Source organism: Pedococcus sp. P2_F6 (genome assembly GCF_056403675.1).
In genome coordinates this window covers 29,313-54,517 of the sequence record NZ_JBFUEZ010000008.1, presented here as the reverse complement: position 1 = coordinate 54,517, position 25,205 = coordinate 29,313, and the positions used below count along the sequence as shown (strand labels likewise).

Annotated in this window: 18 protein-coding genes; 5 read left to right on the top strand and 13 right to left on the bottom strand. The window is 71.0% G+C overall.

All coding sequences use genetic code 11. From position 1 onward, the window contains the following. Positions 1–110: 110 nt before the first annotated feature. The 6 genes from AC1DWP_RS18295 to AC1DWP_RS18270 all read right to left on the bottom strand — a co-directional run bounded on the left by AC1DWP_RS18295 (position 111) and on the right by AC1DWP_RS18270 (position 6,996). Positions 111–908 carry a DUF1295 domain-containing protein gene (locus tag AC1DWP_RS18295; RefSeq protein WP_477615916.1) on the bottom strand — a complete coding sequence of 266 codons (798 nt, stop codon included), beginning with the start codon at positions 906–908 and terminating at the stop codon, positions 111–113. Then, positions 908–2,221, bottom strand: coding sequence for a class I SAM-dependent methyltransferase (locus tag AC1DWP_RS18290; RefSeq protein WP_477615915.1), 1,314 nt, complete (start codon positions 2,219–2,221; stop codon positions 908–910). The genes AC1DWP_RS18295 and AC1DWP_RS18290 overlap by 1 nt, the downstream gene beginning before the upstream one ends. Further along, a complete protein-coding gene (locus AC1DWP_RS18285) occupies positions 2,218–3,555 on the bottom strand; it encodes a class I SAM-dependent methyltransferase (RefSeq protein WP_477615914.1) in 1,338 nt (445 codons plus the stop codon). The genes AC1DWP_RS18290 and AC1DWP_RS18285 overlap by 4 nt, the downstream gene beginning before the upstream one ends. Next, the gene (locus AC1DWP_RS18280) at positions 3,552–4,283 is read right to left on the bottom strand and encodes a DUF1365 domain-containing protein (protein WP_477615913.1); all 732 of its coding nucleotides are present in this window, start codon (positions 4,281–4,283) and stop codon (positions 3,552–3,554) included. Before AC1DWP_RS18280 ends, AC1DWP_RS18285 begins: the two co-directional genes overlap by 4 nt. Then, positions 4,280–5,713, bottom strand: a complete 1,434-nt coding sequence (locus AC1DWP_RS18275; protein ID WP_477615912.1) for an NAD(P)/FAD-dependent oxidoreductase — start codon at positions 5,711–5,713, stop codon at positions 4,280–4,282. The genes AC1DWP_RS18280 and AC1DWP_RS18275 overlap by 4 nt, the downstream gene beginning before the upstream one ends. A gap of 65 nt (positions 5,714–5,778) precedes the next feature. Beyond that, positions 5,779–6,996: a heparan-alpha-glucosaminide N-acetyltransferase domain-containing protein gene (locus AC1DWP_RS18270; RefSeq protein WP_477615911.1), complete on the bottom strand. Its 1,218-nt coding sequence runs from the start codon at positions 6,994–6,996 to the stop codon at positions 5,779–5,781. Positions 6,997–7,119: 123 nt separating this feature from the next. Between AC1DWP_RS18270 and AC1DWP_RS18265 the strand changes: the two genes are divergently transcribed. Then, positions 7,120–8,169: a MerR family transcriptional regulator gene (locus AC1DWP_RS18265; protein WP_477615910.1), complete on the top strand. Its 1,050-nt coding sequence runs from the start codon at positions 7,120–7,122 to the stop codon at positions 8,167–8,169. A gap of 138 nt (positions 8,170–8,307) precedes the next feature. Here AC1DWP_RS18265 and AC1DWP_RS18260 read toward each other — a convergent pair whose 3' ends face one another. Further along, entirely contained in the window at positions 8,308–10,566 is a 2,259-nt protein-coding gene (locus AC1DWP_RS18260) for a DEAD/DEAH box helicase (protein ID WP_477615909.1), read from the bottom strand. A gap of 434 nt (positions 10,567–11,000) precedes the next feature. Here AC1DWP_RS18260 and AC1DWP_RS18255 point away from each other — a divergent pair, with 434 nt between their 5' ends. After that, on the top strand, positions 11,001–11,921 hold the full coding sequence (locus tag AC1DWP_RS18255; RefSeq protein ID WP_477615908.1) for a cation diffusion facilitator family transporter: 921 nt from the start codon (positions 11,001–11,003) through the stop codon (positions 11,919–11,921). A 223-nt stretch (positions 11,922–12,144) separates the two neighbouring features. Then, positions 12,145–13,440: a nuclease-related domain-containing protein gene (locus AC1DWP_RS18250; RefSeq protein ID WP_477615907.1), complete on the top strand. Its 1,296-nt coding sequence runs from the start codon at positions 12,145–12,147 to the stop codon at positions 13,438–13,440. Positions 13,441–13,581: 141 nt separating this feature from the next. Here AC1DWP_RS18250 and AC1DWP_RS18245 read toward each other — a convergent pair whose 3' ends face one another. The 4 genes from AC1DWP_RS18245 to AC1DWP_RS18230 all read right to left on the bottom strand — a co-directional run bounded on the left by AC1DWP_RS18245 (position 13,582) and on the right by AC1DWP_RS18230 (position 19,911). Beyond that, a complete protein-coding gene (locus AC1DWP_RS18245; RefSeq protein WP_477615906.1) occupies positions 13,582–15,117 on the bottom strand; it encodes an MFS transporter in 1,536 nt (511 codons plus the stop codon). Positions 15,118–15,286: 169 nt separating this feature from the next. Continuing rightward, entirely contained in the window at positions 15,287–18,034 is a 2,748-nt protein-coding gene (locus tag AC1DWP_RS18240) for a helix-turn-helix transcriptional regulator (RefSeq protein WP_477615905.1), read from the bottom strand. 93 nt (positions 18,035–18,127) lie between these two features. Next, positions 18,128–19,102 (bottom strand): NAD(P)-dependent alcohol dehydrogenase, encoded by a 975-nt coding sequence (locus tag AC1DWP_RS18235; RefSeq protein ID WP_477615904.1) that lies wholly within the window; start codon positions 19,100–19,102, stop codon positions 18,128–18,130. Between the two features lie 44 nt (positions 19,103–19,146). Further along, positions 19,147–19,911, bottom strand: a complete 765-nt coding sequence (locus AC1DWP_RS18230; protein ID WP_477615903.1) for an HD domain-containing protein — start codon at positions 19,909–19,911, stop codon at positions 19,147–19,149. A gap of 315 nt (positions 19,912–20,226) precedes the next feature. On the opposite strand from AC1DWP_RS18230, the gene AC1DWP_RS18225 reads away from it, so the two are divergent. Further along, positions 20,227–21,600, top strand: a complete 1,374-nt coding sequence (locus AC1DWP_RS18225; RefSeq protein ID WP_477615902.1) for an alpha/beta fold hydrolase — start codon at positions 20,227–20,229, stop codon at positions 21,598–21,600. Between the two features lie 220 nt (positions 21,601–21,820). Continuing rightward, positions 21,821–23,176 (top strand): DJ-1/PfpI family protein, encoded by a 1,356-nt coding sequence (locus AC1DWP_RS18220; RefSeq protein ID WP_477615901.1) that lies wholly within the window; start codon positions 21,821–21,823, stop codon positions 23,174–23,176. Positions 23,177–23,210: 34 nt separating this feature from the next. Here AC1DWP_RS18220 and AC1DWP_RS18215 read toward each other — a convergent pair whose 3' ends face one another. Together AC1DWP_RS18215 and AC1DWP_RS18210 are read right to left on the bottom strand one after the other, a co-directional pair. Further along, the gene (locus tag AC1DWP_RS18215; RefSeq protein WP_477615900.1) at positions 23,211–23,588 is read right to left on the bottom strand and encodes a hypothetical protein; all 378 of its coding nucleotides are present in this window, start codon (positions 23,586–23,588) and stop codon (positions 23,211–23,213) included. Positions 23,589–24,012: 424 nt separating this feature from the next. Further along, positions 24,013–25,119: a flavin-containing monooxygenase gene (locus AC1DWP_RS18210; protein WP_477615899.1), complete on the bottom strand. Its 1,107-nt coding sequence runs from the start codon at positions 25,117–25,119 to the stop codon at positions 24,013–24,015. Positions 25,120–25,205: the final 86 nt, after the last annotated feature.

The window sequence follows — 25,205 nt, the reverse complement described above, 5'->3', positions numbered from 1 at the left end:
CCACCTCCGCTCGACCCGGTTCCGTGGCTACTTGCTCGCCAACCGAGGACAGTAGCCGCTCGGATCCGGGTTTGCGCGCGTTTGGCCCCGAGTGGTCCTGTCTGACGTCGTCAGCGTCGGGATGGGCGTCGGGGTGGGCGCGGCAGGAAGTAGCTGGTGCGTTGCTGGTACTCGGCGTAGCCGGGCCGTTCGGCCATGTGCTGCTCGAGGAGCCGGGCCCCGGTCGCGAAGACGAGGAAGTAGGTCATCGCCACGGGAGACAGCGCGGTGAGGACGCCCGGCCAGGCGCTGGCCGTGACCAGCCAGATCCCCCACCAGACGCACGAGTCACCGAAGTAGTTGGGGTGCCGGGTCCAGGACCAGAGGCCGCGGTCCATGACCTTCCCCTTGTTGGCAGGGTCGGCCTTGAAGTCCTTCAGCTGCTTGTCCCCCAGCGACTCGAAGGTGACTCCCACGAACCAGACCAGGAGTCCCAGGACCGCCACGGGGACCACGCCCCGGCCACTGGCCGCGCTGACCTGGATGGGGAGCGAGACGAACCACACCGCGAGCCCCTGGATTGCATACACCTTGCGGATGGCCACCCACGTGGGGTTGCCCTTCTCCTGCGCCAGCATCTGCGCGTAGCGCGGGTCCTCGCCCTTGCCGCTGTTGCGCCGGTGCATGTGCCACGCCAGCCGCAGGCCCCAGACGGACACCACGAGGAGCAGGGCCAGGCGACGCCAACCAGCGCCGTCACCGACGACGGCCGCAACGGCGGCCACGACGACGAAGCCCAGCCCCCACGTCGTGTCGACGACGCTGACCCGGCCCTGTCGGTGGCCCTCGACCGCGGTCACCGCCATGAGCAGCACCACGGCGAGCAGCGAAAAGGCCGTCACCACAAGGAAGTTCGAGGTCTCGGACATCATGACCACTGCGCCGGACGCACCGGCTCCAGCTGGGACTCTCCGTGGTCGGGCCGCACCGCGAGGATCTGGTCGACACCCATCCGGCCGTCGCGGAAGGCCATCGCCCCACCGACGAGGTAGAGCCGCCAGACGCGGGCCACCTCCTCGCCGACGAGGGCGACGACCTGGTCGAAGTTGTCCTCGAAGGTGCGGTGCCACGCGGCCACCGTGCGAACGTAGTGCTCGCGCAGGGCATGCACGTCGCGCACCTCAAGACCCGAACCCTCAATGAGGTCAACGGTTTCGCCCACCGGACGCATGTGCATGTCGGGGGCGATGAAGGACTCGATGAAGGGGCCTCCACCGGGATGGCGCCCACGGCGGGACATCTGCTGCACGAGGACGCGCCCACCGGGACGGACGCGGTCGTGCAGCACCGCGGCATACGTCGCGTAGTTGCGTTGCCCCACGTGCTCGCCCATCTCCAGGGACACGACGGCGTCGAAGCCTTCGTCCTGCACCTCGCGGTAGTCCTGGAGCCGGATCTCCACCCGGTCCTGCAGCTCCCGCTCGGCGATCCGCGCGTCGATGAACTTCTTCTGCTCGGCCGCGATGGTCACCCCGGTGACCTGCGCGCCGAAGTGCTCCGCGGCATACAGGCTCATCGAGCCCCAGCCACAGCCGACGTCGAGCAGGGTCGACCCGGGGCGCAGACCGAGCTTGTGCCCGACGAGCTCGAACTTGTCGCGCTGCGCGTCCTCGACGGTGTAGTCGGCTGCGGTGGAACGCCAGTAGCCACACGAGTAGGCCAGGTGCGGGTCGAGGATGAGGCTGTAGAAGTCGTTGGAGAGGTCGTAGTGGTGGTGGATCGCCTGACGGTCGCGTCCGACGCTGTGCAGCCGTCCCTTCAGCACCGCCTGGCTGGCGGGTGCCGGCAGCGGAAGCCCGAGCGCGCCAGCTCCCCGGGCGACCTTGAGCACGGCGGCGATGGCCGCGGGCGTGGGACGTATGCCGCTGAGCCGGCGCTGCTGCGCCACGGACCACACGTGCGTGAGGGCTGCGTCGAGGTCGCCCTCGACGTCGAGCTCACCGGTGACGTAGGCCTGGGCCGCTCCGAGTTCACCGGGGTGGCGCAGCAGGCGGCGCAGGGCGCGCGGTGAGCGGAGGGTCACGTGCGGCGCGTCGGCGGGGCCGGCCTCGCTCCCGTCCCATGCCGTGAGGCGCACGGGCAGGTCGCCGCCGACGAACGGTGCCAACGCCGTGGCGAGCTCGGCGGCGACGCCGGATGCCTTGCTGACAGTGGGGTTCTCGACCCGGTAGACGGTCGTCATCGGTCGCCCTCGCGCTCCAGCACCAGCTGCTGGACGTCGAGGTATCCCGAGCGGAAGCCCGCCCGCGAGTACTCGAGGTAGAAGTGCCACATGCGGTCGAACACCTCGTCGAAACCCAGCTGGCGCACCCGGTCGAGCGACGCTAGGAAGCGCTCGTCCCACAGCCGCAGCGTCTCGGCGTAGTGCTGCCCGAAGGACAACCGTTCGCTGACGTGGAGTGAGGTGTGCTCGCGGTTGACGTCGACGATCGCCTCGGTCGAAGGCAGGAAGCCGCCGGGGAAGATGTACTTGTTGATCCACGTGTAGGTGTACTTCGTGGCCATCATCCGGTCGTGCGGCATGGTGATCGCCTGGACGGCGACCTTGCCGCCGGGGGCCAGCACGCTGTCGATCTTGCGGAAGTACTCCCCCCAGTACTGGTGCCCGACCGCCTCGATCATCTCGACCGACACGACGGCGTCGAACTCACCCTCGACGAGGCGGTAGTCCAGCAGCTCCACCGACACGGCGTCGCTGAAGCCGGCTGCTGCGATGCGCTCCCGCGCCAGCGCCTGCTGCTCACTCGAGAGCGTCACCGACACAACGGTGGCACCCCGGGCCGCAGCCCTGATCGCGAGCTCACCCCAGCCCGTGCCGATCTCCAGCACGCGGGTCCCTTCCGCGACCCCGGCGGAGTCGAGCATGCGGTCGACCTTCTGCCGCTGGGCGTCAGCGAGCTGGTCCCAGGTGGGCGCCAGGGCTGGGGTGCTGGTGGTGACCCGCTCCCCCGCGACCGGGCGGCCGGACTGCTCGTCACCGGCGAAGAGGGCCGAGGAGTAGCTCAGCGTGGCGTCGAGGAAGGTGGCGAACATGTCGTTGGACAGGTCGTAGTGCCGGGCGATGTTGGTGCGCGTGTTCTGCGTCGTGTTCCGCTCGGTGTGCGGGGCCCGGGCGACGTAGAAGGCGCGGAGCTTCTGCAGGGGCTCGGGGATCAGGGTGCCCATCTGGGCGGCGAACACCTCGAGCAGACCGCCCAGGTCGTCGGCGTGCCAGTCGCCGGCCATGTAGGACTCGCCGAAGCCGATGAGGCCCCCCGCCCCGAGCGCTGCGAAGAACGCGTCCGGGCGGTCGAGGACCATCAGGGGTGCCTGCGGGTCGGTGGCGGCCCCGCCCACGATCGCCTCGCGACCGAGCTGGATGCGGACCGGCAGTCGCCGGGCCGCGGACAGGAAGATGCGGCGGGCGACGGCGCCCTCGACGGCTTGGCGCACCTTGGCGCGCCGGGCGGTCAGGTCGGGCCAGCGGCTGGCGTCGATGGCAGGCCGGGTGGACAGGCCTGCGGTGGCGGTGGTCACTGGACTGCCTCCTGGTGGTGGGAAGGGCGTGGCTGCACCGGCAGGCGGCGCAACCACAGGCGGATGCCGTGCCAGCGGATTCGCGCTGCGACGGCAAGGGGTTCGAGTGGTTGGGTCAGGGCGAGCCTCACGACCGTGCTCGTCCGCACGGGCAGCGCCCGTCCGCGCAAGCCGGCCACGAACGGGTCCTGGTCGGGACGGTCGAGGACGACGCGCACGTGGACCTTGTCGCGGGGCATCGGGATGGTCAGCCGATAGCTTCCGGACACGTCGTTGAACGGGCTGACGTAGAGCGCCTTGTCGACCTCGGCGTGACCGTTCTCATCGGCGTTCACGAGGTAGGCGTGCCGGTCGCCGTAGGTGTTGTGGACCTCGACGACGTTGCAGGCGAGCCTGCCGTCCGCCGTGTGGCACCAGTAGACGCTGATCGGGTTGAACACCGTGCCGAGGACGCGGGGCATCGTCAGCATGAGGATCTGACCACCGCCGAGGTCCACGCCCTGGGTGGCGAGGAAGGTGTCGAGGTTCTCGCGCAGGCTGCGCTCCGGCGCGCCGAGGTGGTCACGCGACTCGAAGCTGGCGAGCCCGCCGAGCATGCCCAGGCGCGGCAGGTCGTCCAGGTCGACCAGCCAGGTGTGGCTGCGGTTCGTGAACCGGTGCCGGACCGGCGAGGTGCGCGTGTGGATGATCGAGGTCGCGTAGATGCGCGTCGAGGGCGAGGCCTTCATCGAGCACCCACGTCCTCGAGGTCGGCGACCTCGACGGCGATCTCGCTGTCGACGGCGTCACTGGCGGCGTCAGCGGCGGCGTCAGCGGCGGCGTCAGCGGCGGCGTCAGCGGCGGCGTCAGCGGCGGCGTCAGCGGCGGCGTCAGCGGCGGCGTCACCGGCGGGCCAGAGGACTCCAAGGGCCGCGGCAGCGGCAACGCCCGAACGCGCGCCGTCCTCGTGGAAACCCCAGCCGTGGTAGGCGCCGGCGAAGGCGACCCGACTGGTGTTGATCTCGGGCAGCCGGCGCTGTGCTGCAACGGATTCCGGCGTGTAGAGCGGGTGTTCGTAGTGCATGGTGTCGATGACCAGGCCCTGGTCCACGCAGTCCACGCCGTTCAGGGTGACGAGGAAGCGGCGGTCCGGCACGTCGAGCCGTTGCAGGCGGCTGAGGTCGTAGGTGACCAGCACGCCGGTCCCCTCCGCCCCGGCTCGACGCCAGTAGTTCCACGACGCGCGCGCCCCGGTGGACCTGGGCAGCACCGACTCGTCCGTGTGCAGCTGGGCGACGTTGGTCGAGTAGCGGATCGCGCCCAGGACGTCGCGTTGTCCCTGCGACGGCTCGGCCAGCATGGCCAGCGCCTGGTGCGGGTGGGCGGCGATCACCACGGAGTGGAAGGTCTCGCTGAGGCCTTGGGCGTCCGTCACGACGACCCCGTCAGGAGTCTCGACGACGGAGCGCACCGGGGTCGAGAGCCGGATGTCGGCGATCCCGGCGGCCAGCGCCTCGACGTAGCGCTGGGAACCGCCGGTCACGGTGCGCCACGTCGGCGAGCCGAAGACGGTGAGCATCCCGTGGTGGTCGAGGAACTCGAAGAGGTAGCGGGCCGGGTACTCCAGCGAGTCCGACGGGTCGCACGACCAGACCGCTGCCACGACCGGCTCGAGGAAGTGGCGGGTGAAGTAGGCGCTGAAGCCACAGCGCGCGGCAAAGGAACCGAGGGTCTCGTCGCGTCCCGCGTCGGTGGCTTCGCGGGCAAGCACGCTCCGCGCCTCGCGGTGGAACTTCTTCACCTCCGTGAGCATGCGCAGGTAGGCCACATCGGTCAGGTTGCGCACCCGCGGGAACAGGCCTCGGGCGGCCCGCGCCCCGGCATACTCCAGGCCTGTCTCGTCGTCGCGCACGGACATGCTCATGTCCGACTCCTGCGTCGCGATGTCGAGCTCCGCGAACAGGCGCAGCAGGGTGGGATACGTCCGGTCGTTGTGCACGATGAAGCCGGTGTCGACGCCGATCGTCCGGCCGTCCACCTGCACCTCGTGGGTGTCGGCGTGGCCGCCGAGGCGGGCGTCGGCTTCGTACAGCGTCACCGGGCCGCGCGTGCTGAGCACGTGCGCAGCGGCGAGTCCGGCGATCCCGCTGCCGATGACGGCGCGGCGTGGTGCAGGCATGGTGGTCCATCCGTTCTGGGTGACGGGTCGACAGTGATTCGGCGCGCCCGACCCGGTGGATTGGGTCACCGCCGCGGTCGCCGGTATGCCGCGGGGCTGGGTTCGCGGTCCGGCTCGCCGAACGGCGCCGCCGCGGCGCGGGAGAGGTGGGACACCACGGTCTCGAGCGGGCCCCGCAGGGGGATCAGGGCCAGGACCGCTCCGATGCCCAGGACGATGAGCACCTGGTCGTCGTAGCTGTCGGGCGTCTCGAGGTCGGGCCACCAGCCGCGTCCCATCAGGAGCACGTGGAGGGTGTAGAGGCTCAGGGTCATGGCGCCCGCGCCGAAGGCCGCCGCCCACACCCGGGGCTGGACCCTCGTCACGAGCAGACACAGCCCGAGCACGGCCATCGCGCTCCCGATGGTCTGCGCGAGGTCGAGGGGCGTGCCGGAGTGCGGCGCCACGGTGGCGAGCCACCACCACGACCCCGTGGGCGTCGTGCCGTGCAGGCCATGGGTGAGGACAGCGTGCAGGGCGGCCGGGTCCGAGCCGACCGACGCGTCGGGATAGGTCGATGCGAGCGCGGCTGCGGCGTCCGGACGGGCCAGAAGCGCCCTGGAGACCACGGTCGCCGCCACCGCCAGCACCACCCCGACTGCGAGGAGCCACAGGCCTACTCCCTTGCGTCGCAAGTCGACTCGGCCCATCGCCATCCCGGCGAAGAGGTAGGCGAGCCACACGACGGCCGGGTAGTAGCCGACGAGGAGGAGCTCGTTGAGCAGCAGGTGGGGTGACGTCAGGGCCGTCGGCGTGGGGCTGCCGACGACGTGTTCCGGCAGGTGCGGCCGCACCACGAGGGAGGCAGCGGGCGCCACGAGGGCCCACATGACGGCGAGCGCGGCCAGGGCGGGGGCCCGCAGGCCGAGGAACGGAAGGCCGAGCAGGAACAGCACGGCGTAGAACGCCAGAATCACCGCGATGCCCGAGGGCACGAGTCCCAGCAGGAGGCCCAGCGCGCCGATGAAGAGGGCACGGACGACGAGGCGGATGGACGCGGCATACCGAGCACGTCCTCGCACCGGACTCGTGCGCCCGCTGACCAACGCCACGCTGACCCCGGCGAGGACGGCGAAAAGGGCCGACGCACGTCCTCCCGCCAGCTGTTGTGGCCAGGGGACGTGGGTGCCCTCGATGCCGGGGAGCATGTGGGTCGCCATCATCCCGAGGAGCGCGAGCGCCCGTGCCACGTCGACGCCGACGATCCGGCCCGGCGCCACCTGCGGCAGGACCGGCTCGCTCATGGCGACATCCTGTCACCGGGACGGCGACGATCGGCGGTTGTTGTCCATGGTTTGCACAACGATTTCGCCCTGCTCGGGGCCGATCCGGGACGCCGCCCACCCGCGGTGTGGGACGCTGCCAGCGTGTACACGATTGGGCACGCAGCTCGCCTGACCGGCGTACCGTCCGCCACCTTGCGCGCCTGGGAGCGGCGCTACGGCCTGGTCACACCGGTCCGCACCGAGGGTGGCTACCGCCTGTATGACGAGCGTGGGCTGCAGCTGCTCCGGGCGATGTCCGCCCTGGTCGCCGCCGGCTGGTCGCCGCGCCAGGCGGCTGAGCACCTGCGCTCCGACGGCAACGACTCCCCCGACGACGAGCAGCACCAACCGTGGGAGGCGTACCTCACCGACACCGACCAGGTCGGCCCCGACGGGGCCGAGAGCGCGCCGGGTTCCAGGGGCGCCAAGGCGTCCAAGGGCTCGAAGGGTTCCAAGGCGTACGACGCGGGCGGGGACCACGAGGGCGCGGGACCGGCCCCGGACCCGGACGCACCGGTGACGCGTGGAGCCTGGGATGTCACCGCGCTCGCCCGCGGGGCCGCCGAGATGGACCCAGCAGCCGTGGGCGAGGCTGTCGACCGGGCGTTCGCGGCGGGAACCCTCGAACAGGTCGTGGACACCTGGCTGATGCCCGCCCTCCAGATGCTCGGGGACCAGTGGAAGGCCGGGCGCGTGGACGTCGCCGGGGAGCACGTCGTGAGCGCCACCCTGCACCGCAAGCTGGGAGCCGCGATGGAGGCCACTCCCCCGGCGTCGGGCGGCCCACGCGTCGCCGTCGGCCTGGCCCGCGGGTCACACCACGAGCTCGGCATCCTTGCCTTCTCCGTCCTCCTGCGCCGCGCGGGGATCGAGGTCGTCTACCTCGGCGCCGACCTGCCCGCGCAGCACTGGGTGGCCGTCGTCAAGCACCACGACCCCAGCGCCGTCGTCATCGGGGTCCCGACCGCCACGGACGTCCTGGCCGTGCGGGAGACCGTGGCGGCTCTCCACGCCGCTCGGCCGCGCCTCAGCGTGCACGTGGGCGGAGGCGCCCAGTTCGAGGTGGGTCAGGGCACCATCGCCCTGGGCCACGCCGTGACGGCGGCGGCCCACGGCCTGGCAGAGGGGCTGCGCACCGCCGACGCCGGCTGACACCACCCGGCATACCTCTGCATCTGTGGGAAGTGAAACGTCCTGCCGTCAGGTCCGGTCGGGATGACCGCGTCGGTCAGGGGCGGCCAGGTCACGCAGGACCGTTGGCCCGCCCAGGGTTTCGTCGACCGGACGCGGTCACTGAGTGGCCGACATCTCGCTCGTTGAGAACAGGTCAATGGTCGGAACCGGCGCCGCGGCCTCGTGCGCGAGCGCCGTGGTCAGGAGGTCGCCGTCGGGCCCTTGCTCCGTGACTTCGTCAAGCCCTGCGTCGACCTCGAGCTCGGCGGCCAAGGCGTCGGTGAGCAGCGCCACGAGAGCCTCGAGCTGCACGTCCGCCGAGGAGCCGACCTCCTCGTCGGAGCCGTCGAGGGCGCGCGCCGCGAGCCCCGCCTTGCTGTCGATCAGCTGCGCGATCTTGGCGTCGATCGTCTGGGCGGCGATGATCCGCCAGGCGGTGACCGGCTCGTCCTGACCGATGCGGTGGACCCGGTCGATGGCCTGGGTCTGCTCGGCGGCGGTCCACGACAGCTCGGCCAGCACCACGTTGGAGGCGACCTGCAGGTTGAGTCCCACCCCGGCGGCCGTGAGGGAGCAGACGACGATGGCGACGTCGGGATCGTTGACGAAGGCGTCGATGTTGGCCTTGCGCACCTTGGGGGTCTGGTCGCCGCGGATCGAGGAGTACCTGACCCCTCGCCGGGCGAACGTCTCCTCGGCGACGTCCATGACGTCGATGTGCTTGGCGAAGAAGACGACCTTGCCGACGCTCCGGGCGAGCTGTCCCGCGTAGTCGGCGGCGAGCCCGGCCTTGGCCTGACCGATCCGGCGCATCACGGTGAACACGTTGTCGCCGGACTTGGCCTTGCTGCCCTCCTCTCGCTCCCAGGTCGCCACCCGGCGCACGAGGTCGTGGTCGATGCCTTCGACGACGACTCCGGACGTGCGGGCTTCGAGTGCGGCGCGGTAGCGCTTGACGAGGCGACGCGCGAGCTCCTGCTCCGCGGCCCGGATGGACCGTCCGGCATCGTCGTCGAGCTCGACCGGCAGGTCAGCCACGCGGCGGGCGGGGATGTCCGCGGCCACGTCGACCTTGCGACGACGGACGATGCCGAGGTCGATGACGCTGGTGCGAGCGGCGGCGTAGAAGCCGGAGTCGGCCGGGGTCAGACCGGTCTCCTCGAGGGCGGCCATCAGCGCGTGCCGCGGCTTCTTCTCCTCGATCCAGCCGAGGAACTGCCAGATGGCCTTGAAGTCCTCGATGTCATTGATGAGGGGGGTGCCGGTGAGGGCCATGAGCAACGGGTTGGGGGTGCGGGTGCGGATCCGCTCCGCGAGCTGCAGGACGTGCTGGGAGCGCTGCGAGGTCTTGTTCTTGATGAAGTGCGCCTCGTCGACGACCATCCCCCGGAACCCGAGGTCGCCGAGCCATCCGACGTGGCGGTCGAGGACCTCGTAGTTGACCACGACGATGTCGGCGAAACCGTCGATGTTGTCACCGTTGCCGTGGATCACGGTGGCGGGGTGGCCCGGGGTCCAGAGCTCGGCCTCGTGGGCCCAGTTGGCCTTGACCACGTTGGGCACGACGACCAGCAGCGGGTATGCGTTCGCGGCCTGGGCGGCCAGCAGCGCCTGCGCCGTCTTGCCCAGGCCGGGTTCGTCGGCGAGCAGGAAGCTGCGGTGCCCGGCTGCCGCAGCCGCGACGACCTGGCCCTGGTGGTGCATGAGCTGGAGCTCACCGGCCCCACGCAGGACGCTGACCGGCTCCGGCAGGGACATGCAGGACGAGTCCCCGCCGTACTCGAAGGCCCTGAAGAGCGGACCGAGGAGCTCCCAGCTGGCCAGTCGACCCGTCGTGGGCTTGCGAGGCGCGACGGCGCTGAAGTCGGGAGCGAGGAACGGATTGGCGAGCTGGCGGGCGACGACCGACTGCGGCACCGCGCGACGCTCGGCTGGGGCAGCCGTGCCCGCAGCTGCCTCCGGCTCGACCTCTTCAGGCTCCGGCTCCAGGCCGGCGGCCCGCACCATGTCACGCCGCAGCTCCGCTGCCGTCTGGCTGACGACGGCGTCCTCGGCGAGCAGGGCGAGCAAGGAGGTGTCCCTCGCTGCGGTCTTGGCCAGGATCGTCGCGACACCGTCGAGCCGCTTCAGCTGGGCCTCACGCTCGGCCGTGGTAGCGGTGGGGTCGGCCTTGACCCGGGCGCGCTCCTCACGCACCAGGAGGCCGATGACCTGGAACTTCACCCGTCCGGCGGGCTTGACGCGGCCTCGCTGTGCGTCGGCCTCGACCTCTCGCACGGCGCGCGCCAGCACGGGGATGATCCCCTCGTTGTCGAGGGGGCGACCGCGTCGCTGGGTGCGCTGGGCGCCTGACTGGCGCTGGCCTCGCTGAGCCAAGAACTCCTCCTCAGGATGCCCGCGACGAGCGGGCCGAGCGGAACGACATGTGCAGCGCAGTCGCGCGGCCGGGGCGGTGTGGGACGCCGAACCGAGCGGACCCGGAGGACCGCCTGCTCCGCGGTATGCGGTGCTGGAACAGATCGGCGCGCCGACCCCGACGGCTCGCCCACGCATGCAACCGACGACCACGGATCGAGGTCCGCCAGGCTTCGAGCTCAGTAGTTGCCAGAGCTGCGGTGTTGCCAGAGTTGCGGTACGGCCGGGAGCCGGAACAGGTCGATAGTACCTCCCGGTGCGGGCGCGCGGCGAACGCCGTGCCGTCGACAGGGCATACCGTCCAGCACCGGGCCCGGCTCGCGCGCGGTGACGTACGATCGGGACATGCGCTGCGTGAGCGAGCCCACCGCAGCCTCCGGCGCTGACGTGACGTCGTGAGCGGCCACTCGCACGGTCCCGGGCACGGTCCCCCGCACGGTCACCCGGGCGCGGCCCACCGCTGGCGGCTGCGCACCGCGTTCGTCCTCGTGGCCGGCTTCTTCGTCGTCGAGCTGGTCACCGGGCTCGTCTCCGGGTCCTTGGCGCTGCTCAGCGATGCCGGTCACATGGCTGCCGATGTCGTCGCGCTGGGAGCGGCGCTCGTCGCGACGCGGATCGCGGCACGACCCGACACCACCGGTCGACGGACGTTCGGGTCCTACCGTGCCGAGGTCTTCGCCTCCGGGCTGGCGGTCCTGCTGATGCTCGGTGTCTCCGCCTACATCGGCCTCGAGGCGATCCGGCGGGTCGGCGGGGGGGTCGAGATCTCGTCGGCGCCGCTGCTCGTCGTCGGATCGGTCGGACTGGTCGTCAACCTGGTCTGCCTGACGCTGCTGCGCGGCGGCGCCGCGGAGTCCTTGAACGTCAAGGGCGCCTACCTCGAGGTGGTGGCCGACGCGCTTGGTTCGGTGGGCGTCATCGCCGCCGGCGTCCTGGTCGCCGCGACGGGGAGCGCGTGGTGGGACACCGGGATCGCGCTGGCCATCGCGTCCTTCGTGGCCGTCCGAGCGGTCATGCTGGGCCGTGAGGTCATGGTGGTCCTCGGGCAGCACGCCCCGGCGGGCATGGACGCCGACACCGTTGCCGCGGCCCTCGCCGGCGTCCCCGGGGTGCGCGACGTCCACGACCTGCACGTCTGGACCCTGACCTCGGGCATGAACGTCGCGACCGCCCACCTGGTCACCGCGGAACACGCCGACTCGCACGGGGTGCTGGACCAGGCCATGCAGGTGATGCGAAGCCAGTTCGGTGTCGAGCACGCCACCCTTCAGGTGGAGCCGGACACGCACACCGGGTGCAAGGAAGTCACCTGGTAGCGGTGGGGCCTGAGGGACGGAAGAGACAATGAGCCCTTGGCGCCGGGCCATTGTACGGCCAGGCTTGGCGCAGCGCGAGGGAAATGGGCAAGTCCTTACCTGATTAGTCCAAACGTATACGAGTGCCGTACCCAAATCTGCCCAGATCGAACGCAAACACACGCGTGGTGATGCTGTCGGGTGTCACATTGGCAACCTCGAACCCAAGGGGGTAGGCGCCATGGTGCCTGAGATTGTCAGATTGGAACGCGCCGGAGTGTGCGGCTGTGGGGAGCTCGTCGCTGCGGGCGAGCGGGCAGGGTATGTCCCGCCGCAGGAGCGAGTCGTGTGCCTGACCTGCCTGGCGAACGAGCCAGCCGGGCGCGAACACCGTGACGCCCCACGGGCGAGCTCCGCCGTGCTGCCTGCGAGCTGGACCGCGGACGAGCTGGTCATCGCGGCGACGCTGGAGGCCCTCCGCGGCGGGTCGGCACCCACGCGGCGCTCCTCGGCGCCCGACATCCTCCACGTGCCGACCGAGTGGTCGTCGACCCCGCTCTCCCGGCCGGCTCCCCTCGAGGGGACGGACGCGGCGCCGCCCGAGCAGCTGATCGTCCTGCCGCGGCGCAAGCCCCGGGTCGAGGCCGCGCCGGATGCCGACCTCGCCGGCCCCGCAGTCGCGGCACCCGCGGCGTTCCTCGCGCGGCCACGCCCGTCGGCTCCGCCAGCGGCCCCGCCTGCCACCCCGCCTGCAGCCTCGCCGGTTGCCTCGCCGGTTGCCCCCTCGGCCGCTCCGGCTGTCATCCCGGCCGCCCCGGCTGTCACCCCGCCTGTCAGTCCGGCCGTCACCTCAGCCGCCGCCCCGTCGGTCGCCGAGAAGATCGCGGAGACGCAGACGCGCCGGTCACGGCACGAGGCTGCCGCGGCGCAGGACCTGAGCATGCCGGCCGCGGCGCCCCGCCGGCGGGCAGGTCTGTTCAGCCGCCTGATGACGGTGCGAACCTTCCGGACCCAGCAGGCCCAGCCACGGGTCAGCAAGTCGCACGCGGCAGTGCGCACCCTCCTGGAGGCCGCTGACACCAAGGGCGTGGTGTCTCTGCACAACCGGCGGGTGCCCGGTCGCCGTGGCCCCATCGAGCACATCGCGGTCGGCGCCAGCGGTGTCTACGTCATCGACGCGCTGCACTTCAAGAACGCCTCCATCGAGGTGCGTCCGGCGGCCGAGTCCGACGCCGACACCGACGACCTCGTGGTCGGAGGTCGGGTCATGACCGCAGCCGTCAGGGCGGTGGCTCAGCGCGTCGAGGTGCTGCGACTGATCCTGCTGGCCGCGGGAATCGACGATGTGCCGGTGACCGGAGCCCTGTGCTTCGTCGACGGCCTGCTGCCCCTGGCGGTGGCCGACCTCGAGGTCGGCGGGATGCACGTGCTGCGGCCCAGCGGCCTGACAGCCCTGGTGGCCGGGCCGGGCCAGTACGACGAGCGAGACCGCGAGACGCTGCGCCACTTCCTGGCAGAGCGGCTGCCCGCGGTGGCGTGAGGCCTGCAGGTGGTGGCATGACTCCCGCAGGGAGGAAGTCATGCCATCAGGGCACTGCCCAGCCACGCGGCATACCTGCACCACGTGGCACAGGAGAAGGCCCGGACCAGTGGTCCGGGCCTTCTCTCACAGCACGACGGCTCAGTGGTGCATGTGCATTCCTGCGCCGCCCTCGACGCGGGTGGCGGGCATCCTCAGGTAGGCGAAGGCGGCGAGCACCATGGCGATGCCTGCGGCTGCGAGGAACCCGCGACCGAACCCGTTCACGACGCCGGCCGCGCTGGCCAGGCTGCCGGCCGTGCTGGCGACGGCGGACAGGACGGCAACGCCCAGGGCGGCACCGACCTCGTGTCCGGTCATGAGGAACCCGGACGCCAGACCGGCGTGCTGGGAGGGGATGCCAGCCATCGCCGTCACGGACACTGGGGCGAAGACCATGCCGACGCCCAGGCCGATGATGGCCAGGCCGGGCAGGACGCCGGTGGCGAAGGCGGAACCGGCTGACGCCTGCGCGAGCAGGACCGCACCACCAGCCACGACGACGAGACCGATGGCCGCGATGGCACGCGGAGTGCCGTGAGCCATGGCGTGCCTTGCCACGACGGTGCCAAGAGTGATGGCCAGGGCGAACGGGACGAACGCGACGCCTGCCCGGATGGCGGAGTAGCCCATCACGGTCTGGACGAAGATGGAGGCCAGGAATACGGTCCCGACCAGGATGCCGGTGACGCCGAGCATGACCGTGGTGCCGGACACGAGCGACGTCACCTTCCACGTGTGCGGCGGGACGAGCGGGTTCGCGGCCTTGTTCTCCCGGACCTTGAACGCGACCGCGAGGACCGCCGAGACGGCGAACGCGACGAGTACCCGGGCGGAGAGCCAGCCGTGCTGTTCGGTGGCGCCGAGCCCGTAGATGAGGGCGGCGAGGCTGCCGATGACGGTGACGGCACCCGCGACGTCGAACTGCTTGAGGGTGACCCGCGAGGTCGTGGCGGCGGGGATGACCTTGAGGCCGATCAGAAGTGCGGCGGCGCCAATGGGGGCGTTGATGAAGAAGATGGTCTGCCAGCCGGCCCAGGTGGTGAGGGCACCGCCGAGCAGGACTCCGGCGGCGACGCCGAGCGACCCCACGGCACCCCACAGCGTGAGTCCGAGGCGGCGCTGCGCGCCGGAGTACGTGGTCATGATGATGGACAGCGCGGCCGGGGTCATCAGGGCAGCGGACAGCCCTTGGCCGGCGCGCGCGGCGATGAGCTCGGTTGCGCTGCCGGCGAATCCGCTGACGATGGACGCGATGGTGAAGATGGTCAGTCCCGTCAGGAACACCCACTTGCGCGACAGCAGGTCCGCGATGCGGCCACCGAACAGCAGCCCGCCACCGGACATCATCAGGTACGCGGTGACGACCCACTGCATGTCGGACCCGTCCAGGTGCAGGTCGCGTCCGATGGACGGTAGGGCGGTGTTGACTACGGAGATGTCGAGGACGACGAGAATCTGGGCGGCGAGGGCCAGGGCCAGGACGACCCAGGACTTGCGCGGGCCGTCGTCCGGGTCCCCGTGTTGGGCGGGGGTGGGTGCGTGCTCGTGGTGGGTGGTGCTGGGGGTATGCGGTGTGGGTGCGGTGGGCGTGGGAGTGTGGACCGCGAGCGGTTCGGCGGCGGGCTTGGCGTGCATGACAACTCCTTGGGCGGTGTCGGTGAAGCTCTGCTTCTGGTCCCACCGCCGAGGTTGCGATGGTGACACCTACCGTCGTCGGAGTGCCGAGGGTTCACGCCGGTCAAATGGCCGGGATGTGCAGGGACAAGCCGGGGTGCGGCTCCCCCGAGCCGGACCGCGTCGAGCGTCAGCTGAAGTCGAGCTGGGCGAGCTCAGTGCGCGAGCTGACGCCGACCTTGGTGAACACGTTGCGCAAGTGGAAGGCGACGGTGCGGGGTGACACCCAGCACTGGGCGGCGACGTCCTTGTTCGACAGCCCGGTGCTGACCAGCTGGGCGACCTTGAGCTCCATCGGCGTCAGGTCCAGCAGGGTGGACGGGTCGCGCTTGCGGGCGGTTTCGCCGGAGGCGCGGAGCTCTTGGGTGGCGCGCTCGACCAGCGGGACGGCGCCCAGGTCGGTGAAGGTCTCCAGCGCTGCCCGCAGGTGGGTGCGGGCGTCCACGCGGCGGTTGGTGCGGCGCAGGAACTCTCCGTAGGCGAGCTGGGCCCGCGCGAGGTCATATGGCCGTGCGGCGCGTCGGTAGTGGCCGACTGCCCGCTCGAACGCCGCGGTCGCGTCGGCAGGGTCGGTGGAGGTCAGGGCACGCCCCAGCTCGACTGCACCCAGAGCCCAAGGGTGCCCGGTCCCGGTGGCGAACGGGGCGAGCTCGTCCACCCACGCGAGAGCCTGGGCGGTGTCGCCGGCGCGGACAGCTGCTTCGAGTCGGTCGACGGCGGCGAGGCGGTGCAGGGCTGGGACTCGCATTCCGGACAGGTGGTGCAGCGCTGCTGCCGCATCGCCTTGGGCGGCGGCGCGGGCGCCCTTGGCCCATCGGGTGACGTCGTGCGTGGGGCCGGTCATGATGCCCAACGGGTGTGCGGCTGCGACATCCTCGAGGGCAGCAAGGTGTTGGTCGAAGTCGTCGCTGCCGGTCAGGGCAGCCAGCAGGGTCAGGCAGGCCAGGGGTGCGGCGGTCAGGGTGGGCTGGCCGACGCTGCGCGCGAGTGTCAGGGCTTCGTCGACCGAGCTCCGCATGAGGGTCCACGGGCCGGTCGGGAACTGGCCGAACATGAGCCGTTCCAAGGCGTAGAGCACGACCATGCCGGCACCGGCCTCCCGCGCGGTGGCCACCATGGCGGAGTAGTAGAAGCGAGCTCCTTCGTCGTGGCCGAGGTGCAGTGCGGTGTTGCCGAGGTTGCCCATCACGTCCAGGTCCTCGACCTCTCGTCCAGCCTCCAGTGCCCGCTCGAGCGCGGGGGCGGCGCGGGCCCAGTCCTGGTCGCCGGACGCGGTCAGGGTGGCGAGCAGGAGTCGCAGGCAGGTGGTGCGCGGGGTGTCCTGTTCGGTCGGGGTCAACAGTCGGGTCAGGACGTCCGTGCCAAGGGTGGCTCCGCTGTCGGCGCCGTAGGTGCGGTTGAGGGCGGCGGCGCATGCCATCTCCAGGGCGCGTCCGGTGTCGTGGTCGGCGACGGTTCGGGCCGCGACGGTGAAGATGCGATGCGCGTCGACGGCGGATCCGACGTTGACCTCGATGCGGGCCCGGAGCCGGTCGATGTCTGCGCGCTGTAACGGGTCAGAGGCGAGGTCACGAGCTGAGGAGGCGAGGGTGCGCGCGCGGACCGCTTGCCCGGCCGCCCACGCGGTGCGCGCGGCTCCGAACAGACGGGTGGCGCGGTCCGGCTCGCTGACGGTGAGTGCGGCTGAGCGTTCGAATGCGTCGGCGGCAGCGAGGTGACCGCCGCGTTGCTCGGCCCGCACTGCGACGTCGTGGAGGGCGTCGGCGACGTCGACGTCGGGTCCGTCGGCGGCCGCGGCGCGGTGCCAGGTGGCGCGGTCCGCGTCGTCGGCGCCTACTGCCTCCGCCAGAGCGCGGTGCACCTGTCGCTGTTCGTAGCTGGTGGCTGCCTGGTACACGGCCGATCGGACCAACGGGTGCCGCACCGACACGGTGTCGCCGGTGATGGTCACCAGGTTTGACCTCTCGGCGTCCGTCCACGCGGTCGCGTCGACGCCGAGGGTGGCTGCTGCTTGGCGGACGGTGGCGACTCTGCCCGTGGCATCGGCGGCGGCGACCAGCAGCAGCGTCTGGACCTGTTCGGGCAGTCGACGGCACCGGTCGAGGAACGCGCGCTCGACACCGGCGGTTAACGTGAGCTGTTGCGGCAGCGGCTCCTCTCCGTGCAGCTGGGCGGAGGTGAGCCCGGTGGGCAGCTCCAGCAGGGCGAGCGGGTTTCCTCCGGTGTCGCGGACGAGGCGTTCGGCGACGCCACCGGGCAGTGGGTCGCCGCCGCGTTCGTCGAGGAGCTGGCGGGCCGCCGTGTCGTCGAGACCTCGGACCTCGAGGACGGGCAGCCCCGGAGCGGCGAACGCTCGTCCGGCGGTGTCACCGGTCCGGGCGGCGAAGACCATGGCGACGGGGTCGGCGGCCAGCTGACGGGCGGCGAACAGCAGCGCGTCCGCAGACGCCGAGTCGAGCCAGTGCGCGTCATCGACCACGCACAGCAGCGGCTGGTCTGGTTCGGCTGCATCCGTCAGCACGGACAGGGTCGCAACACCGACCAGGAACGGCTCCACGGTGGGTCCGTCCTCGAGGCCGAACGCGACCCGCAACGCTCTCGCCTGCGGAGCCGGGAGCCGGTCGAAGTCCGTGACGGGACGCAGCAGGCGGAACAGCGCGGCATACGGCAAGGGGGACTCGGACTCCACCCCGGCGGTGCGCAGCACCCGCGTTGTCCCACCCTGAGCGGGCTCGCCCACAGCGGTCAGATCGCGCAGGAGGGCGGTCTTGCCAACGCCGGGCTCTCCCAGCACCACCAGAACGGCACCGGTTCCCGCGCGCGCTTGGTCCACCAGGGCGGCAAGGTGCGCGCGTTCGGACTCACGGCCGTGTAGCACGAGCCGACCGTACCGCTGGCCCGCGTCAACGTTTGGCGCATCCGGTTGTTGTTGAGGCCCGGCTGTGGGCCTCGCCAGTCGTCCACCGCACGCTCAGATGGTGAGCACGAGCCGTCCCGGTGTTCCTGACTCTTCCAGGGCGGCAACTGCGTTGGCTGCGTCTACCAGCTGGTGGGTCTGGATCTGCGGGGGCTGGACCTTGCCCGCAGCGAGGAGGTCGTTCATGCGCTCGAGGGTGTCGGTGTTCTCCTTGGCGACGAACATTCGCAGCGTTTGGCTGATGAACGGGGTGAGGAGCACGGCGCCGGCCTGGCGTTGGATGCCGCCGACCCATCGGTCGCCTTCGCCGCCGACGATCACGAGCCGGCCACCGGGGGTGAGGGCGCGGCGTAGTCGGCTGGTGGCAGTGCGCCCGAACACGTCGATGATGACGTCGTACGTGCGGGCGCCGTCGGTGAAGTCGGCCTGGGTGTAGTCGATGGCGTGGTCGGCGCCGAGAGTGGTGGCAGTCTGCTGGTTGCGGGGTCCGGTGACTGCGGTGACTGCGGTGACTTCGGCGCCGGCTGCCTTGGCGGCTTGGACGACGATGGAGCCGACGGCTCCGGTGCCGCCGACGACCAGGACGCGTTCGCCCGGCTGCACCTTGGCGTGGTCCTGGACTGCATGGAGTGCGGCGAACGTGGCGTAGGGCAGCACGGCGGCTTGCTCGAACGTGAGCTCGGCGGGCTTGTGCGCCATCTTGGTTGGTGACGCGACCACATACTCGGCGTACGTGCCGCGGGCGGCCCCGTAGACCTCGTCGCCGACGGCGAACCCGGTCACGTTCGACCCGATGGCTTCGATGCGCCCGGCGTAGCTGACGCCGGGGACGCGCACTCGCGGGGTTCGCAGCCCGGTTCCGAGCCGCATGAGGTACGGCTGGCCGGTCATGAAGTGCAGGGCGCCGCGGTCGACGCCGGCGGCGACGACCTGGACGAGCACTTTGTCGTCGCCCACTTCGGGGCGGGCGATGTCGTCGAACCGGAGCGAGGAGGCGTTTCCGTAGTGGTCTTGCACGATGGCTTTCATGTCACTGGGTCCTTACTTGCGGGGTGGGTGGTGGGGTGAGGGGTTCATTCGTCGAACGGGGCGAGTGACAGGGCGGCGGTGAACGCGCCGTAGCGGCGTAGGAGGCGAGCGCGGCCCTGTGGGACGCGAGCTGCTTCGTCCGCCCATGCCTGGGTGAAGTACTTCTTGAACCCGTCGCGGGGGTGGTCGCGAACGGTGGCGGTGAGGGTGGCCGCCGGCAGCTGCCAGGTGCGGACGCCCACGACGTCGACACCGGCGCCGGCGGAGAGCAGGTAGGCGACGGGGCCGGCGTCGCGGGTGACGCGGGGGCTGTGGTGCATGGTGATGGCGGTCAGCAGGGTTTCGGTGGCGGCGGTGGACAGGCCGACGTGTTCGGCGACATCTCTGGCGATGCGAGCTGAGGTGAGGGTGAAGTCGTCGCCTCCGTCGGCGAGGACGAGGCCGGTGTCGTGGAGCAGGGCTGCGGCGTACAGCAGCTCGGCGTCGACATCGACTCCTTCGAGCTCGCCGATGGCGCGGCCGAACTGGTAGGTGCGCTGGCTGTGGTTGAGCAGCGGTGTGGGCAGGACCTTGGTGGCGGCGTCGGTGGCTGCCCGCGTCAAGGCCGAGCTCGGGGGAACGAGGCGGGCGGGCGATACGTACGCGTTCCGGCCAGGGTTCAGGTGCGTCAGCAGGGCAAGGCGACCCACGGCGTTGGTGGCGTGGGCGCGGGCGAGGTCGACGAGCAGTCGGCGGGTGTCCGCGGGTTGCAGGTGGCCGCCGGTGCGCATCGTCCACGCGTGCGTTCCCACTCGGGTGTCGGCGTTCATGGTGGCGCTCCTTCTTCACAGCGTTGGTCTGCTTCGAGGTTGACGCAGGAGACGGTTGGTTCGCCCCGGTCAAGTGACCGGGTTCTGCCCCGAGACGTATGCCGCCTGCAACCGGTGCGGCCGCGGCCCGGGCATCAGGGCGTGGAGGCGACAGTCGCAGGACAGAGGCCGGGAACCCGCCGTCCATGGCGTCGATGACGCACCAAGCAAGGAGCGGCAATCCCGGCCATGTGACCGGGGCGAGCACATCCGTTCACCGCGACCGTGGTGCCTGTGGCCGACCACTCCCGGACGGCCAGGAAAGGGGAAACCGCCATGACCACCACCGCCCGCACCACCCCGACCGACGTCGCGACCAGCTCGTCGGCCACCCGGGTCGGCCCGATGGGCCGCATCACTTTCGTCTCCATGGCCACCGGCGTGGTCGGCGCCGCCGCACTCGTCTTCGGTGTCGTACCGGACGCGTCCGAGGCCCGCGTCATCGGCGCCGCCCTGGTCGCGTTCGCCACCGGGTGGGCCATCCTCGCCTTTCTCACGACGCGCCAGACGACCCGCCCGCAGCGGTGGGCGTACGTGCCCGCCACCGTCATGGCGACCGCCGGCGTCGTGTTGGCAGCAGTCAACCCGGGAGAGCCGACCATGTCCTTCCTCGCGTGGGTGTGGGCGCCTGCCCTGGTGACTGGGGCTGTGTGGATCGAGCGCCGCACCCGCCACGACATCCCTGGCCGCGCCCGCCTGTGGGTCTACCCGGTCACCCTCGCGATGCTCCTGTCCGGTCTCGGCGGCCTGTACCAGGCCACGACCAAGGCACCCACCACCGAAGCTGGCCTGATGCCGGGCAAGCTCGTCGACGTGGGCGGGTACCGCCTCCACCTGAACTGCACCGGCACCGGTTCCCCGACCGTTGTCCTGCTGAACGGTCTCGGTGAGACGTCCCCGCTGTGGGCACGCGTCCAGCCGACCGTTGCGGCAACCAGCCGCGTCTGTGCGTACGACCGGGCCGGACAGGGTTGGAGCGACGACTCCTCGAACCCGGCCGACGCCACCACCGCGGCAACCGACCTGCACAAGCTCCTGGCCGCCGCCGGCGAGAGCGGCCCGTTCGTCCTCGCTGGGCACTCCAGCGGTGGCGTCCACGCCCTCACCTACACCCACCTGTACCCGAACGACGTCGCCGGTGTCGTCCTGCTCGACAGCGCCAGCCCGCGCCAGGTCGAGCTCGTGAAGACGTTCAACGGTGAGTACCAGGTCATGCGACGCGCCCTTGCGGTTGCACCGACCCTGTTCCGGCTCGGGGTCGGACACGTCCTCACCGCGATGGGTGGCCCGTCGCTTCCCGGCGATGCTGGTGCGCAGGTGTCCGCGTTCACGAACAGCCCGCGAGGGTGGGCGAACACGCGCGCCGACCAGGCCGCGCTCCCGGTCGCGTTTCGTCAGGCGCAGGCACTGACCACCGTCGGGGACACCCCGCTGGTCGTGCTGACCGCGAAGGACAACGTCGACTCCAAGCCCGGCTGGGGAACCGCGCAGGACCAGATGGCGGCCCTGTCGACCAACCCCCGGCACTCCGTGGAGAACCTGTCACACGTCGGGCTCCTGACCGACCCGACCGGTGCAGCCCAGACGGTCACCGCCATCACCGACGTCGTGACCGCTACCCGCACCCACGGCCCGCTGCCCACCCGCTGACCCCACAGCGTCCACGAAGCAACCCGAGCTCCCGGTCACCTCAACCCCCTTCCCGGGTGACCGCCGAGGCCCCGCCGCCAACCCCCCTGCACGGTGGCGACGGCCCGGGGAGCGGCCCGCCCCCACCGGGCGGGCCGCTCCGGACCCCAAACCTCGACCGCGCACCACCCAGCGCCAAGCCACGGCGGTACCACCGCCCGACCCGAACGGACGAACCCTCATGCGCACACCCGGTCGCCGCGCCCGCCACATCGCCTCCTCGAGCGCCCTCGCCATCCTCACCCTGGCCGGCCTGGCCGCCGCCGGAGCTCGGGTCACCACGAGTCAGGCCACCACCCCAGCAGCCACCCGCCCGGTCGGAGCTCTTCCGGTCAGCCAGCCATCATCGAACGGCCCCATCAAGGTCGCCGTCGTCCTCGGGGCGTCCGGCACCGTCGGCAGCGACGCCCTCGCCCCGTACGAGGTGTTCGCCAGCTCCCCGCAGTTCTCCGTCTACACGGTCGCCGCCAGCTCCAGCGCGCAGCCTACGCAGGGCGGCCCGGCCATCGTGCCCACGTTCACGTTCGCCGACACCACGTCGGGTCGGGCTCCCCGCCCGGATGTGGTCGTCGTACCCGCCGTCGCAGATGCCGACGGACCCACCGAGGCGCCCATGCGGGCATGGCTCGCCGAGCGAGCCACGGAGGGAGTGCCCGTCCTCAGCGTGTGCAACGGGGCAGAAGTCCTGGCTGCAGCCGGCCTCCTTGATGGACGCACCGCCACTGCGCACTGGTCTCGGCTCGGCGCCTACGCCAAGCGGTACCCGGGCGTGGACTGGGTTGCCGGGAACCGGTTCGTCCAGGACGGGTCCATCACGAGCACTGCCGGCGTCACGTCCGGCATACCCGGAGCGATACGCGTCATGGCCGACCTCGCCGGAGGTGACGAAGCCACCAGGGTCGGCCGCCTGGTCGGGTATCCGAACTGGTCGCTGACGCAGTCGCCCGACATCCCCACGCAGTCCTTCGCCAGCGCTGACCTGCCCGTCGGACTGAATGCCGTCATCCCGTGGGGACGCCCGACCTTGGGCATCGTGCTCGCTGACGGCATCGGCGAAATCGACGTCGCCAGCAGCTTCGAGGTGTACGAGGTGTCCTACGCCGCCCGACCCATCCCGCTCAGCGCCACCGGCCCCGTCACCACCAAGCACGGCCTCGTGCTGCACACGAACACTGTCGCTGACGGGCCCACCCCAACCACGTTGGTCGTCCCCGGACCGGCCGGCACCGCCACCCTTGACCCCACACTGAAGGCATGGGCGGACCGGCACGACGTACCGGTCGATGCCGTTCACGGACGTGATGCGTCTCAAGGTTTCGACGGCGCCCTGGAGTACCTCGCCGCCCACGCCGGACGGCAGACCGCGGTCTCGGCGGCGAAGATGATCGACTACCCGACCGCGCATCTGCGCCTGGAAGGCGAGGCTGGCAGCCGCATCCCGATGCTCGTGGGGCTCGGTCTGTCGCTGATTGTCGCTGCCGCAGGCTTGCCGACGATGCTCCGCAGGGCACGCAGGCGCTCGGTCTCCAGCGCCTGAAGGCGCACCGCAGGCGCGTAGCGCACCTTGCGAGTCAATCCTGAAGGGCGACAACCACGGTGAGCGCGCACAGCAACGCTGCGGCCGGGGACATGACGAAGCGCTCTGGGCGGCTCCGTGATGCCAGGTTGCCCGCGGTACCGAGGAGGAACAAGCCCGCGATGACCCACGTCGCGACGCCCAAGATGCCGTGGCTTCCGCTGCCCTGACCGGCCCTGGCGAGAAGCACCCAACCGATGACGATGTAGATGAACAAGGAAACGAGACTGCCTAACCGCAGCCGCGTCGGGAGCACCTCGTGCTGACCACCCCACGCGAACCGGCCCAGAGGCAGTCCGCAGACCAACAGGGCCTGAAACACCGCCAGAGCCCCCAGAAGAACGCAGGCGGCAACGGCAGCAGAAGAGGTCACATCGGGTGAGCGTACGGTGCCCGGCGTGGTGTAGCTCTACACGTCAGAGTTCGGGGCTTGGCACCGTCTCGCGTCGCAACCACCCCACGACCCAGCCGCCGGCTATCAGCACTCGATCGCCTGTCACGGGGGTCAGCCCTGGTGGGCGGGTCTGGGCAGTACCCGTGGCCGAGGAGACAGTAGGTGCGCCAGCACGTCCGGACGCGCGACCAGAACACTGATCTGCTCACACGATGTGTTCGACGAGGTGGCGAGTGGCACCGAGTGAAGTAGCCAGCCGGCCGTGGGTCGCCGACCCCTTCTGCCGTGGCAGCGAACGACCGCCGCAGCAGCCGGGCGCACCTCCCGGGGAGTTGGCAGACCCTGACCAACGCCACCGCGGACGCCACATCAGGGCGCCTCAGACCCTCCGACACAGTCCAGGTCAGGACGCTGTGGGCACGACCGCCGTTCCCGGCGCCGCGCCGACACCCCCGACGATGCGCGCAGACAGGACGGCCGCGTCAGCACCGACAAACCCGAGCAACGCCGAACCCCGGCTCGTCTGCCACGGCAACCCCAAGAAAAACAGCCCCGGAACCGGCGTCACACCTTCGTGCTGGCGGACCTGCCCGTCAACGACGACGCCGGGCACCTCCAGCCACGAATAGTCCGACGCGAACCCGGTAGCCCACACGACCGCATCCACGTCCATCGTGCTGCCGTCCGCGAAGTGCGCGACCTGCCCGGTGAAACCGGTCAGCCGCGGCCGGAAACCAACACCTGCCCTTCGCAGGTCGGCGCTGCGGGTGCCGATGACCAGGTCGCCCCGAGCGCGCAGCCGACGAGCCAGACGACTGGTCGCCGGCACCGTGAAGAAGCCAACCTTCGTCAGCCAGAAGAACAAGTCCCTGCCCGCGACGCGCTGCGGCAGCGCCATCGGCTTCGACCCGACCGCCACGCTCACCGCGCATGTCGGTGCCAGCTCCTCCGCAATCTGCAGCCCGGAGTTCGCGGCACCGACCACCAGCACCCGGCCCCCGGACAGCTGGCCAGGGTTGCGGTAGTCGGCACTGTGCAGCTGCTGCACGTGCGGGTCCAGCTGGCTTGCGGCTGCGGGCACCCGGGGGCTCTGGAACGGCCCTGTGGCCACCACCACCTGCCGGGCACGCAACTCACCGGCGGGCGTCGTCACGACGAACGTTCCGTCCTGCTCGCGGCGCGTTCGCAGCACCGGCGAGTTCAACCGCACCGGCAGGTCGAAGCGTTCCGCATAGGAGGCCAAGTAGTCGGCCACGTCGTCCTTGGACGGGTGACTGTCCACCGGGGCCGGGAACGCCATCCCCGGCAGTGAGTCGAACTGAGCCGGGCTGAACAGCCGCAGTGAATCCCACCGGTTCCGCCACGACTGACCAACCTCCGCACCCGCCTCCAGCAGAACGAAGCTCAGACCGCTCCGCGCCAGGTAGTGCCCGATAGCAAGCCCCGCCTGACCGGCGCCGACCACAACCACGTCCAACGGTCCGTTCGCACTGCTGGCGATGTCGTTCATGGTCGTCTCCTCCGAAGTGAGCTGTTGCCCTCAGACGGTAGGCAACGGCGGCAACCATCACCCCGGCGCAATAGCCGGGATTGACC

Bases quoted from the DNA above. Each gene is read 5' to 3' on its own strand.
- AC1DWP_RS18295 (WP_477615916.1), bottom strand. From the start codon at position 908: ATGTCCGAGACCTCGAACTTCCTTGTGGTGACGGCCTTTTCGCTGCTC.
- AC1DWP_RS18290 (WP_477615915.1), bottom strand. From the start codon at position 2,221: ATGACGACCGTCTACCGGGTCGAGAACCCCACTGTCAGCAAGGCATCC.
- AC1DWP_RS18280 (WP_477615913.1), bottom strand. From the start codon at position 4,283: ATGAAGGCCTCGCCCTCGACGCGCATCTACGCGACCTCGATCATCCAC.
- AC1DWP_RS18275 (WP_477615912.1), bottom strand. From the start codon at position 5,713: ATGCCTGCACCACGCCGCGCCGTCATCGGCAGCGGGATCGCCGGACTC.
- AC1DWP_RS18270 (WP_477615911.1), bottom strand. From the start codon at position 6,996: ATGAGCGAGCCGGTCCTGCCGCAGGTGGCGCCGGGCCGGATCGTCGGC.
- AC1DWP_RS18245 (WP_477615906.1), bottom strand. From the start codon at position 15,117: ATGCACGCCAAGCCCGCCGCCGAACCGCTCGCGGTCCACACTCCCACG.
- AC1DWP_RS18235 (WP_477615904.1), bottom strand. From the start codon at position 19,102: ATGAAAGCCATCGTGCAAGACCACTACGGAAACGCCTCCTCGCTCCGG.
- AC1DWP_RS18230 (WP_477615903.1), bottom strand. From the start codon at position 19,911: ATGAACGCCGACACCCGAGTGGGAACGCACGCGTGGACGATGCGCACC.
- AC1DWP_RS18225 (WP_477615902.1), top strand. From the start codon at position 20,227: ATGACCACCACCGCCCGCACCACCCCGACCGACGTCGCGACCAGCTCG.
- AC1DWP_RS18220 (WP_477615901.1), top strand. From the start codon at position 21,821: ATGCGCACACCCGGTCGCCGCGCCCGCCACATCGCCTCCTCGAGCGCC.
- AC1DWP_RS18210 (WP_477615899.1), bottom strand. From the start codon at position 25,119: ATGAACGACATCGCCAGCAGTGCGAACGGACCGTTGGACGTGGTTGTG.